Origin of the sequence: Polynucleobacter sp. AP-Elch-400A-B2, assembly GCF_018688355.1 — a bacterium.
In the GTDB taxonomy this organism is placed as follows: Bacteria; Pseudomonadota; Gammaproteobacteria; order Burkholderiales; family Burkholderiaceae; genus Polynucleobacter.
Genome location: NZ_CP061317.1, coordinates 711,294 through 722,922 on the forward strand (window position 1 = coordinate 711,294; position 11,629 = coordinate 722,922).

Annotated in this window: 10 protein-coding genes and 1 tRNA gene; 9 read left to right on the forward strand and 2 right to left on the reverse strand. The window is 43.0% G+C overall.

Annotated elements, in window-relative coordinates:
- Nucleotides 1–95 precede the first annotated feature (95 nt).
- On the reverse strand, nt 96–869 hold the full coding sequence (locus FD977_RS03675; protein ID WP_215306449.1) for a TSUP family transporter: 774 nt from the start codon (nt 867–869) through the stop codon (nt 96–98).
- 116 nt (nt 870–985) lie between these two features.
- Here FD977_RS03675 and FD977_RS03680 point away from each other — a divergent pair, with 116 nt between their 5' ends.
- The 5 genes from FD977_RS03680 (at nt 986) to FD977_RS03700 (ending at nt 5,477) form a co-directional block, all read left to right on the forward strand.
- Nucleotides 986–1,879: a pseudouridine synthase gene (locus FD977_RS03680; protein ID WP_215306451.1), complete on the forward strand. Its 894-nt coding sequence runs from the start codon at nt 986–988 to the stop codon at nt 1,877–1,879.
- 7 nt (nt 1,880–1,886) lie between these two features.
- Nucleotides 1,887–2,969 carry a tRNA dihydrouridine(20/20a) synthase DusA gene (gene dusA / locus FD977_RS03685; protein ID WP_215306452.1) on the forward strand — a complete coding sequence of 361 codons (1,083 nt, stop codon included), beginning with the start codon at nt 1,887–1,889 and terminating at the stop codon, nt 2,967–2,969.
- Nucleotides 2,970–3,034: 65 nt separating this feature from the next.
- Nucleotides 3,035–3,110: transfer RNA gene (locus tag FD977_RS03690), tRNA-His, on the forward strand.
- A 259-nt stretch (nt 3,111–3,369) separates the two neighbouring features.
- Nucleotides 3,370–4,536 carry a glycosyltransferase family 2 protein gene (locus FD977_RS03695; protein ID WP_251369533.1) on the forward strand — a complete coding sequence of 389 codons (1,167 nt, stop codon included), beginning with the start codon at nt 3,370–3,372 and terminating at the stop codon, nt 4,534–4,536.
- Nucleotides 4,533–5,477, forward strand: a complete 945-nt coding sequence (locus FD977_RS03700; RefSeq protein ID WP_215306456.1) for a hypothetical protein — start codon at nt 4,533–4,535, stop codon at nt 5,475–5,477. The genes FD977_RS03695 and FD977_RS03700 overlap by 4 nt, the downstream gene beginning before the upstream one ends.
- Nucleotides 5,478–5,479: 2 nt before the next feature.
- Here FD977_RS03700 and FD977_RS03705 read toward each other — a convergent pair whose 3' ends face one another.
- Nucleotides 5,480–6,193: a GGDEF domain-containing protein gene (locus FD977_RS03705; protein ID WP_215306458.1), complete on the reverse strand. Its 714-nt coding sequence runs from the start codon at nt 6,191–6,193 to the stop codon at nt 5,480–5,482.
- Nucleotides 6,194–6,471: 278 nt separating this feature from the next.
- Here FD977_RS03705 and FD977_RS03710 point away from each other — a divergent pair, with 278 nt between their 5' ends.
- The 4 genes from FD977_RS03710 to FD977_RS10870 all read left to right on the forward strand — a co-directional run bounded on the left by FD977_RS03710 (nt 6,472) and on the right by FD977_RS10870 (nt 11,432).
- Nucleotides 6,472–7,593, forward strand: a complete 1,122-nt coding sequence (locus FD977_RS03710) for an HD-GYP domain-containing protein (RefSeq protein WP_215306460.1) — start codon at nt 6,472–6,474, stop codon at nt 7,591–7,593.
- Between the two features lie 127 nt (nt 7,594–7,720).
- Nucleotides 7,721–9,091: an HD domain-containing phosphohydrolase gene (locus FD977_RS03715; protein ID WP_215306462.1), complete on the forward strand. Its 1,371-nt coding sequence runs from the start codon at nt 7,721–7,723 to the stop codon at nt 9,089–9,091.
- Between the two features lie 226 nt (nt 9,092–9,317).
- On the forward strand, nt 9,318–10,103 hold the full coding sequence (locus tag FD977_RS03720; RefSeq protein WP_215306464.1) for an SUMF1/EgtB/PvdO family nonheme iron enzyme: 786 nt from the start codon (nt 9,318–9,320) through the stop codon (nt 10,101–10,103).
- A gap of 3 nt (nt 10,104–10,106) precedes the next feature.
- On the forward strand, nt 10,107–11,432 hold the full coding sequence (locus tag FD977_RS10870) for an ATP-dependent RecD-like DNA helicase (protein WP_215306466.1): 1,326 nt from the start codon (nt 10,107–10,109) through the stop codon (nt 11,430–11,432).
- Nucleotides 11,433–11,629: the final 197 nt, after the last annotated feature.

Consider the following 11,629-nt stretch of genomic DNA (forward strand, 5'->3'; position numbering starts at 1 on the left):
AGTGACTGTATGACTTCAATGTACTCTTTAAGTCACCATAAAGCTATGAATGATCACTAATACCCGACTAATCCATTTATCCATTGATCTAGTGCTTATTGAAGAAAAGCATCATAAAAAGTTTTGATGATGAGGATGCTTACTAAAATAAAGAAACCCTTGCGAATAAAGGAGTTGCCATGCTTGATCGCAATCCTGGTGCCAATTTGACCGCCCACCAGATTGGCGCTGGCCATCAGTAAACCGAGCTTCCAGTCAAAGTAACCTAGATAGAAAAAGACGCATAGCGCACCTAGATTGGATGCAATATTGAGAAACTTAGCAGGCGCTGCCGACCTCAAAAAATCAAATCCCAAAACACGGGTGTAAAAGAGTTTATAAAAGGCACCCGCTCCAGGCCCTAGGAGGCCATCATAAAAACCAATGATGCCGGCACCAGTTGAGGCGATTGCTTTTTGTTTATGGTGATCGTGTTTGGGCGCGTGCACTATACCAGCGCCAGATTTGATATTGAAGATTAGTAGTGCTAGTAATAAAAATGGCAGGGCGCCTCTGAGCCATTCTGTTGGTAAGCGAGTAACAAGGTAAGCCCCCGCAACCGAGGCAAAAAAGGCACAGGAGGAGGAGATGATGACCAAGCCCCAAGGGCTTTTATTAACTCGGCTGTACTGAATAGCTGAGCCAATCGTGCCAACGATAGAGCCAAACTTATTGACTGAGAGTAGGGTGGCTGGTGGAAAGCTTGGTAGGGCTGCAAACAGTGCTGGAACCTGAATCATTCCCCCGCCACCAATAATGGAGTCGACCAATCCTGCAAATAATGCGAAGGCGAACAATAAGCCAAGGTCGAATGCAGAGAGTTCAAGCATGTTGTCTATTCATTTTCTAGTTCTAATGGATGTTACTGCCCTATTTTAGAGGGTTTCTTTTTGGGCACACTTGGATTGTGTTCCCCAGCTTGGTGGGCGTGGATAATCGATTGCAAATGAAAGTCAATTCTGAAGGAGTCTCCTCATCTAGGGTGTATTTGCCTGCTGGGCAGAGCCATGCCTCTTTGCTGGATTTTTTCACAAGTAATTTCCCGCATATCGATAGAGCTGAATGGGACTCTCGTTTTGTAGAGGGTCTAATCATGACTCCGGAGGGAGTGGCACTTGCAGCTAGTGATGCTTACCTACCTAATACCCATTTACTGTATTTCAGGCGCTTGGCTAGGGAGCCAGAGATTCCTTTTAAGGAGCAAATCTTATTCCAAGATGAACATATTTTGGTTGCGGATAAGCCTCACTTTTTGCCAGTAACTCCAAGCGGACTGTATCTACATCAAACGCTACTCAATCGCTTAAAGAAAAAAACAGGCATTCAGGACTTAAGTCCTATTCATCGTATTGATCGCGATACCGCAGGCTTAGTCATTTTTTCAGTCCAACCTCAAGAGCGCGCGCAATACCAAAATCTGTTTAGAGACCGAGAGGTCAAGAAAGTATATGAAGCCATAGCGCCGTATTCAGAAGGGCTCTTCAAAAAACTACCAATCACTTATAAGAGCAATATAAAAGAGTCTGAACATTTCTTACAAATGGAAGAAGTGGATGGCATAGCAAATACAGATACCTACATTGAATTGATTGAAGTAAATGCACCTTGGGCTAAATATCGCTTAACTCCTGGTAGTGGTAAAAAGCACCAATTACGTTGCCACCTTAATGCCCTCGGGGTTCCAATACGCCATGATCAGATCTATCCAATCCTGACCCCTTATCAAGAGTATGATTTGGACTTTTCTAAACCCCTACAACTCTTAGCAAAAGAGATTCATTTCAAAGACCCGGTAACGGGACAAGAGAGATTCTTTGTGAGTCAAAGAGTATTAGCCTGAAATCTGTATGACTGTAAAGCCCGCTAAAAGATTAGCTGTAGCCCCGATGATGGAATGGACTGACCGTCATTGCCGTTCTTTTCATCGCACGCTGACTAAAAAGGCTATTCTGTATACCGAGATGGTGACTACTGGCGCCCTCATTCATGGGGATGTGCCGCGTCATTTGGATTATTCGCAAGATCAACACCCCGTCGTATTGCAGTTAGGTGGCTCAGAGCCTTCTGATTTAGCGAAGGCTGCAGAGCTAGCTCAGCAGTGGGGCTACGATGAGATTGATCTTAATTGTGGTTGTCCATCTGAGCGCGTGCAACGTGGTGCTTTTGGTGCTTGCTTGATGGCTGAACCGCATCTTGTTGCCGATTGCGTCAAAGCAATGAAGGCCGCTGTCGATATTCCGATTTCAGTAAAGCATCGTCTCGGTTTGGATTCGATGGATGCCGCTAACTCTGATAAAGATTATCAATTTGCCCTGAACTTCATATTGGCTGTAGCAGATGCGGGTGCCAGTCAGGTCACCATCCATGCTCGTAATGCAGTACTCAAAGGTTTATCCCCCAAAGAGAATCGTAGTAAACCGCCACTGCGTTATGAGGTCGCTGCAAAGCTGCGCCTTGATGCACAAAAACAATTCCCGAACCTGAAGGTATTACTCAACGGCGGACTAGAAAGCAATGAGCAAATCGCTGGCCATTGGGATGATTTTGATGGCTTTATGGTGGGTAGGGCGGCCTATCATTTTCCGGCGATGTTGCTAGGCTGGGATGACTTAATCAAGACTAATGGTGAGGCTGCTGGATATCTTTTTAGCGAAACAGAGTGGCATCGTATACAGATTGCATTAGTGAAACAAGTACAAGCTTGGTTTGATGAGTGCCAAGCCAAAGGCAAACCGTTTTATATCGGGGCTTTTACAAGGCATATTCTTGGATTAGCTCATGGCAGAGCTGGCTCCCGTTACTGGCGCCAGCGCCTTTCTGATCACCATGCTCTCGCTAAAGTTCAAAGCAAGGCTGCCATTTTGGACTTCTTTATCGATGCCAGTCTCACCCTAGGGGATTGGGCTGCCTTTGAGTTTGATGGGGCTTAAATCATGCACCTGAGCCATTTTTGACAGGGTTTTGGCTCAAAAGCTATAATCTTAGATCTTCAGTGGCGGACGTAGCTCAGTTGGTAGAGTCCCAGATTGTGATTCTGGTTGTCGCGGGTTCGAGCCCCGTCGTTCGCCCCACTTAGCCCAAGATCTTGAATTTCTAGATTCTTGTGAGCCCCTCACAAATGCACCCTGCGATTTCTCTTTGAAATAAGCCTACCGAGGACTATCCTTAATAATTATAAATTTTGGGTGGAATCCTTTGTACTTTTCGGTAAAAGTAAAATTTATTGTTTCACTGTTATTTTCCTTGGGTTGGATGGGATTTTCTTTTTGGTATTCCCAGCCCTGGTATTCAGATCTAAGCAATGAAATAGGTAGCGTACCCGCTTATTTCATGATTACCTTTATAGCCATCATTCCTGGCTTCATGAATGCCTTTGTGGCGATGGCTCTACTGCTAGATCGTCGCCCTAAACGGATTATTGATCAACATTACCCACCAGTAACAATATTAATTGCCGCCTATAACGAAGAGGCATCAATAGCTTCAACTTTATCGGGTATTTTTCTGCAGGACTATCCAGCAGATATCCGCATTATTGTTATAAATGATGGCTCCAGTGATAAGACTGTTGATTCCGTTAAGGAATTACAGTCAGCCCATCCCAATTTAGAGCTTATTGATTTGGGACATAACGGCGGCAAAGCGTCCGCTCTAAATCATGGCTTGGCAAAATGTACAACAGATATCATTATTTCAATCGATGCTGATAGCTATATATTGAAAGATGGCGTCCGCCACTTAGTTGGCCGATACCTCTCTGATCCAATCGATACCAAAGCAGTTGCTGGTGAAATTCTGATTCGCAATTCAAGAGAAAATTGGATCACTAAGGCGCAGGAGTGGGATTACTTTTTAGGCATTGCTACTATTAAGCGGATTCAGTCTTTATTTCAAGGCACTTTAGTTGCTCAAGGCGCCTTCTCTTTATATGATCGAAAGACGGTTGTGGAGCTGGGCGGATGGCCAGAGATGGTTGGCGAAGATATTGTGTTAACTTGGAGAATTCTGTCTGCAGGGCATAGGGTAGGTCATGCTGAGGATGCTTTGGCCTTTACAGACTGCCCCAACACCTTAAGTAAATTTATTCGTCAAAGAAGGCGTTGGTCTCGAGGATTGATAGAGGCCTTTAAAGATAATCCGATGATTCTTTTTAAGCCAAGACTATCCACACTTTATGTTTGGTGGAATACATTATTTCCACTAATGGATATTGCCTTTACCTTTGGCTTTATTCCTGGATTGGTTCTAGCTTGTTTTGGAATTTTTTGGATAGCAGGCCCCATGACACTATCGCTATTGCCGATGGCTTTTTTACTCAATTGGCAAATGTATTTAAAAGGCAAGGCAATGTTTAATGCCGAGCATTTAACAGTTCGGACCAATATATTAGGCTTCTTATCTTATGTTTTTGCCTATGGCTTAGTGCTTCAGCCTGCTTGTGTTTATGGATATTTTTCTGAGCTGTTTAATCTTCGTAAATCTTGGGGAACTAAATGAGAAAAATAGTGAATACCCTTCTCATGTGCCCATTGCTGTTCCTCCCTCTATACGCATACAGTGAAGAAGAGGCGCCATCTAAAATGGCGGTATCCGCTCCGAATGCATACATTGCTTCTGATAGCGAAGGCTTTTCAACCTATAAATACAATGCAGGATTTTTGCCAATCTATGAGCATGGCGAAAAATATACAGGCATTAGCTATCAACACAATTATTTCACCCAAGGTGGCTGGGATTCTTCAGCAGAGGTTTATACATTAATAAGCAAAGCCATTAACCCAAGAACAGGCTTGGGTTACAACGCCAATATTGGTTACAACCTTGAGAATGGCCACAAGCTAATTACCACTGATAGTAATTATGGATTTCGAGTAACGGACTCTACAAAAGCCGAAGTCATACTAAATCGCGATAGAGTGGAAACACAAAACTCCCTAAACAATGGAATCTATTACACCTTAGGTGCTGCTAGCATAGAGCAGCAAATTGTTGAAAGACTTACTGCAATTGCCATGGTGGGGAATATGTATTTTTCCGATACCAATACTAGGCCAATAGTGAGGGCAAAACTCATATATGACCTAGTGCCAGACTATGGACTAACAGCGCAACTGCGTTATCGCCAATATAGGGATACTAATACCAATGTTGCGAATAATTACTTTAATCCCTCAACCTATAGCGAGACGATGATTGCGTTTGGGGCAAGAAAAAGAATTTCGGGATGGATGCTCAGCGGTACTGCAGGTGTTGGGCGGCAAACAGTGAATCAAGACCCAAGTACTACTACACAGCTATATGAGTTCGCAGCTACGAGTCCAGTAGCCTCAAATGATTATTACTTTAAGACTCGGGCGGGTTATGGAAAGTCAGCGGGCTTTTTAGGGCCTAACTACTTTTATCGCTATGTAATGGAAGAGCTGATCATTCCGTTTTAATATCATGCTTTCTTAAGGGTAGGGATAGAGGCGCTCCAAAAGGCAACACGATTACGCCCACCATTTTTTGCTTGATACATTGCTAAGTCAGCTTTTTGTATTAGTTCATTAAGCGCTATTCCTCGCTCTATTCTTGGGTTTTCATTGGGATTAAAAATTGTCACCCCAACACTAATGGTAATTTTTATTGGCGTTGGGGCGCTCGTATCATTTATCGCATTAGCAATGTATTCACGCAAACGCTCGGCAATTTGAGCGGCCCCCTTAGCTTCTGTTTCAGGTAAGAGAATCAGAAACTCTTCACCACCAATTCGACCAATCATATCAATGGAGCGAAGAGCTTCCTTGGAGAGCCTAACTAAGCCTGTCAATACTTCATCCCCTACATGATGCCCATATTGATCATTTACATTTTTAAAGTGGTCAATATCTATTTCTAGAAGAGCAAAGGAATGTTTATTCCTGCGTGAGCGATCAATTTCTTCCGTGATTCTATAAAGTATTTCTGTACGACTAAGGCTATTTGTTAGCGGATCTAATTGAGAAAATGTCTCAAGTGCAAGCAGAGCCTCATTAGTTTTTAAAAGTAGTCTCTTTAAGCCCAGCACCCCTAGCAATAAAAATCCAGAAATTGGTAAAGATAAAAGAGCATCTAAAAGATCATATTGCCCAGACTCAAATACATGAACTATGGGATTTATTCTTCTGCTGATCATGAGGCTAAGGCCAATAGCTAGAAATAACCAAGCCCAACGATAGATTGTGCTCGAATGCCTAAATAGTGAGATGCTAACTAAAGATGCTAAAACTTGACAAAGTAATGACAGGCTGTAAAGGCTAATTGCTATATACAAAATATACCTCGCATCCTAAATTAGATCAGATTAATTAAGCCCATAAATTGATAAAAAGTCCATAGATATAAGAACTAATGGGTATACACTAAATGAATGGGATTAGGTGCAATACTCGTATAGAGGAGTATGTTGATTAAATGAAAAAAATAGAAACTACTGATGCGGAAATTGCCCAACGAGCCGCTGACTTAATTATTGCTAATAAAGAACTCTTTTTTCAAAATGAAGAAAAAGCCAAGCGAGCTGCTGAACTTGTAATCGCCAACTTAGAGAAGGCTAAGCGGGTTGCTGAGCTAGTGATTGCAAATGAAGAAAAGGCAAAACGAGCGGCAGAACTTTTGATAGCAAATGAAGAGTTGGCATATCAAAATGCAGAAAAATCAAAGAGAGTTGATGAGCTCAAAATTGCCAATAAAGAGAAGGCAAAGAGGGCGGCGGAGCTGGTCATTGCTAATGAAGAACTTCTTTTTCAAAATGAAGAAAAAGCTAAGAGAGTTGCTGAGTTAGTTATAGCTAACCAGGAAAAGGTGAAGAGAGCTGATGAATTAGTAATTGCTAACGAGGAGAAGGCGAAGAGGGCGGCTGAGTTAGTTGTAGCCATGGAAGTCAAAGCCAAGATGGTTGCTGAATTAGTAATCTCAAAGCTTGAAGCTATTAACCATGAAAAATTACAGCTATCCTTAATGGAGACTATCGATATCGCAAGGCAGTTAGTTGAGTTACGTGATCCCTACACGGCAGGCCATGAGAAGCATGTGGGAGACCTGGCAAAAGCTATTGGAGAGGAGATGGGGCTTGATACTGACCGCCAAGAAGGATTGATGGTGGCGGGTTACTTACATGATTTAGGAAAAATCATTGTGCCCGTAGAGATTTTATGTAAGCCTACAAAGATTTCTCCTGAAGAGTACAGCTTAGTGAAAAATCACGTTCAGGCGGGCTACGATTTACTCAAGAACGTGACATTTCCTTGGCCTATTGCGCATTCAGTTCTAGAGCATCACGAGCGTCTAGATGGAACTGGTTATCCCAATGGACTTAAGGGAGATCAAATCAGTCTAGAGGGGCGCATCTTGGCAGTAGCCGATGTTATGGATGCCATGAGCTGTAACCGTCCTTATCGAGAATCACCTGGCATTGAAAAAGGATTGGCTGAGATAGAAATTGGTCGTGGCAAAATTTATGATGAGAAGGTTGTAGATGCCTGCATTATTCTATTTCGAGACAAGGGCTACATGATTCCAACAGCCATCGCTTAACCTGAAATATCGGTTTAAGCAAAATTGACTCCTGTTTTATCAAGAAGAGCCCTAAGTGTTTTTATATTGAGTCTTAAGGCTTTATTGGGCGCATACTCAAAAGATAGAGTATGGGGGTAGATTAAAAATGAACCTTAATCAAGGTGATTGGATTGAGTTATTGGATGCTATTGAGGATCCGATTTTCATCCACGACAAAAGCTATTTTTTAAAGTATGTCAATAAATCTTATTGCAATCTTGCAGGCCTAGATTCTAGGGTAATGCTTGGCAAGCCTTATTGGAAATTCTTTCCAAAAGGCAATGGGCCATTAGATGGTTGCAGGGAGGCAATAGAGTCTGATACTAAAAATGCCTGTAGTAAAGAGGAAATTATTATCGGCAATAAAACATTTTTATCAAAATCGTTTTCAAAAAGAAGTCAAGATCAACAAACTGTAAATGCCATTCATATATTGCAAGATATTACAGAGCAAAAGAGATTAAGTAACGAGTTAAATCATAGAAATTATTTTCTTGAGCTGGTAATAGAAAATATGCCGGCTCGTATTTTTTGGAAGAGTCGTGATCTACTGTATCTCGGTTGCAATACTAAGTTTGCAAAAGATGCAGGCTTCTCATCCCCTTCAGACTTGATTGGTAAAAGCGACTACGAGATGGCTTGGCGTAGTCAGGCTGAGATGTTTCGGGCTGATGACACTAGAGCTATCAAAATGGATGTGTCAAAACTGGATTATGAGGAGGAAAGTACATCCCCAGACGGCAAAATAGCTTGGCTTAGAACTTCTAAATTACCCCTCCTCGATAATGATAAAAACATTACTGGAATGCTTGGTTTCTATCAGGAGATTACCAATGAAAAGCTAGAGCGAGATCGAGTTGCCTTAGAGCAAAAGAACCATATAGAGGATTTGAATAAAGCTCTGGATTCCACCATTCATGTTATGTCTAAAGCGATGGAGTTAAGGGATCCCTATACGGCCGGGCATCAAGCTAAGGTTGCTCTGATTGCCTGTGCCATTGGAAAGGAGCTTGGCTGGGATGAGAACCATATCTCAGGCTTACGAATGTCAGCCTTAGTTCATGACATAGGCAAGATTGGCATTCCCGCGGAGATACTTACAAAGCCGGCCACGTTGTCTGGGCTTGAAGAAAGACTATTGCAAGAACATGCTGAAAAAGGCTATCAATTATTAAAAGATATTTCATTTCCATGGCCCATTGCAGATTGGGTGAGACAACATCATGAGCGAATAGATGGAATGGGTTATCCGCTTGGCTTGCAAGGGGAGGATATATCCATCGAGGCGAAGGTTCTGGGTGTTGCTGATACGCTTGAGGCAATGTCATCGCACCGACCATATCGACCAGCTTTGGGCTTGCCTGCCGCACTTGCAGAAATTAAAGCCCAATCAGGTATCAAGTTCGATGCTAGTGTTGTTAGGTCGGCACTATCTTTATTTGAGGGCAAAGAAAACTTAGATATGTTTTATTCCTGAAGTCTTTGTGAGGCTCTATTAATAGAGAATTTCTAATAAGAATCAAGTGCTTAGCAATTTTTGCTAGATAAAATTTCAGTACTTTTACCTAAATAGATGCTGATTGGTGGCAATGCTTTTAACAATTTGGAATTTTTAAGTGCTGCTAGCGGTAGTTTGATACGTAGTATTGATCTATTCATTAGAATTAGTCCATCTTGTTTAATGCTTTAGCCCATTACTAGTTATGAAAAAATTTGACATTCTCCCTATTGTTTTCGGTCTACTACTGTCAGTCATTGCACTGTTTTTTATGTTGAGACCTTCGACTGCCACTAGTGCTCCAGCATCGAGTATTCCCGTCGTTAAAGTTGGAAATGTGTCTTGGGATCAAACTGAGATGACCATTGCTGATATGAAAACTTTTGCGACGGCTACTAGTTTTGTGAGCCAGGCCGAGAAAAACGGTGGCGGACTCAATTACGAATCCGGTTTTGTTAAGAAACCCGGCTGGACTTGGAAAACCCCCTACGGCGTCCCCGCAAAAGATGCTGAGCCAGCGGTTCACCTTAATCAATCTGAAGCCGCATCCGCCTGTAGTTATTTTGGTAAACGCTTGCCTACTGAAGCGGAGTGGATCTCTGCAGCATTTGTAGAGCAGCGAGCTAATCCACCTGCAGGCTTTATCAAGGGTGAGCGTTATCCATTCCCCGGCGGTAGCACACCAGTGGTTTCACATTGCTTAAGCGGATGTGGTGACTACAAAGGTGTGGCTCCAGCAGGTGCACTAAACCGAGGTATTGGTCACGTCCCCACAGGTACCACTAAACCCGGCGTCAATGGACTATTCGATATGGGCGGCAATGTATGGGAGTGGACTGCTACTGAGCGCAACGGTGGCTACATTACCCGCGGCGCATCTTGGTGGTACGGCCCTGATAGACAAAAAGAATCTGATGTGGAATCTAAGCCAGCAGATATTGGGGTGGTTTACATTGGATTTCGTTGTGTAGCTGATGTCGTGAAACAATAAGGAATGACCGCACCCGTAATTGACCCATCCGCCATTGAAATCACCCCTGAGTACCAAGAGGTAATTGACGCCATCGAGCGTCATGACCCTTATATCTTCGTCAGTGGTAAGGCGGGCACCGGTAAGACCACTTTAATTGGCTATTTACGTGAGCATATTCATGGCAACGTAGTCGTAGTGGCACCAACTGGCGTAGCTGCATTGCAGGTAAAAGGTGTCACGATCCATTCCTTCTTTCGCTTGCCACCGCGCTTAATCTTTCCTGAAGAAGATATTAAGCCTCTAAAAGATAAGCGACTGTACAAAGATATCCGCCTACTCATTATTGATGAGATCTCGATGGTGAGGGTAGATGTAGTGGATGCAATTGATCTATTCCTACGCGCTAACGGACCACAGAAGAGTGAGCCTTTTGGTGGCATACAGGTGATGTTTGTAGGAGACCTGTTTCAGTTGCCGCCGGTGGTATCTCAAGCGGATATGCAAGTACTCTCTGAGCGCGGTTACGAAGGCCCTTATTTCTTTTGCGCTAATGCGCTCCATCGTAAAGATGTCACGATGGTGGAGCTGTCTAAGATCTTCCGCCAAAAAGATGCACACTTTGCCGGACTACTCAATCAGATTCGTATCAATCAAGACATTGAAGAAGCGCTCAATACCTTAAATACCGTCTGTTATGAAACCAAAAAAGAAGTGGATGAGCAAACTATAACGCTAACTACTACTAACGCCCGTGCAGATCAAATTAATGGTGCAGGATTACGAGCACTGACAACTGATGCCAAGGTTTACATGGGCAATAGCACTGGTAAGTTCAATGTGGATGATCGCAATTTGCCATCGCCCAATCAACTTACTTTAAAAGTGGGCGCAAAGGTGATGTTTACGGCAACCGATAGCAATTTCCCTAAACGCTGGGTGAACGGTACTATTGGTGTTGTTCGCGAACTACTACCCAACACGGTGAAGGTGATGGTGCAAAACGGCCCTTACTCCAATACGGTGGAAGTCAAAGGACATCAGTGGGAATCGTATCGCTATGACCACGACATGATGTCTGGCAAGATTTCACCAAACATCATTGGCACCTTTGTACAGATTCCGCTCATGCTGGCTTGGGCTGTCACTATTCATAAGAGTCAAGGTAAGACTCTCGATAAGATCAAAGTAGATTTATCTTCAGGAGCATTTGCCTCGGGGCAAGTTTATGTCGCATTGAGTCGCTGCACCTCTATCGAGGGCATTACTCTAGAGCGCCCCATACAACCCAAGGATGTGAGTTGTGATCAAGAGGTGAAGCGTTTTTATTTGAACTGCTTGCCTGGCTAATCAACATTTAATTTGGGATTGGATAAAGCTCTTTAAGGCATGACGCATTAGTGGTTTGTAGCTGACATCATATTTTTTCCCTAAAATTTTGAAAGATTCTATTAAATCTTTCTCCAGGCGGATCGATATGATTTCTAAGTTGAGGGCCTTGTCTACTTGGATGCCAACTTCTTTGGGGGAAGCCTCGGCATACTTTG

Excerpts from the sequence above, each read along its gene's own strand:
- FD977_RS03675 (WP_215306449.1), bottom strand. The coding sequence starts at position 869 with ATGCTTGAACTCTCTGCATTCGACCTTGGCTTATTGTTCGCCTTCGCA.
- FD977_RS03680 (WP_215306451.1), top strand. The coding sequence starts at position 986 with ATGAAAGTCAATTCTGAAGGAGTCTCCTCATCTAGGGTGTATTTGCCT.
- dusA (WP_215306452.1), top strand. The coding sequence starts at position 1,887 with ATGACTGTAAAGCCCGCTAAAAGATTAGCTGTAGCCCCGATGATGGAA.
- FD977_RS03695 (WP_251369533.1), top strand. The coding sequence starts at position 3,370 with ATGATTACCTTTATAGCCATCATTCCTGGCTTCATGAATGCCTTTGTG.
- FD977_RS03700 (WP_215306456.1), top strand. The coding sequence starts at position 4,533 with ATGAGAAAAATAGTGAATACCCTTCTCATGTGCCCATTGCTGTTCCTC.
- FD977_RS03705 (WP_215306458.1), bottom strand. The coding sequence starts at position 6,193 with ATGATCAGCAGAAGAATAAATCCCATAGTTCATGTATTTGAGTCTGGG.
- FD977_RS03710 (WP_215306460.1), top strand. The coding sequence starts at position 6,472 with ATGAAAAAAATAGAAACTACTGATGCGGAAATTGCCCAACGAGCCGCT.
- FD977_RS03715 (WP_215306462.1), top strand. The coding sequence starts at position 7,721 with ATGAACCTTAATCAAGGTGATTGGATTGAGTTATTGGATGCTATTGAG.
- FD977_RS03720 (WP_215306464.1), top strand. The coding sequence starts at position 9,318 with ATGAAAAAATTTGACATTCTCCCTATTGTTTTCGGTCTACTACTGTCA.
- FD977_RS10870 (WP_215306466.1), top strand. The coding sequence starts at position 10,107 with ATGACCGCACCCGTAATTGACCCATCCGCCATTGAAATCACCCCTGAG.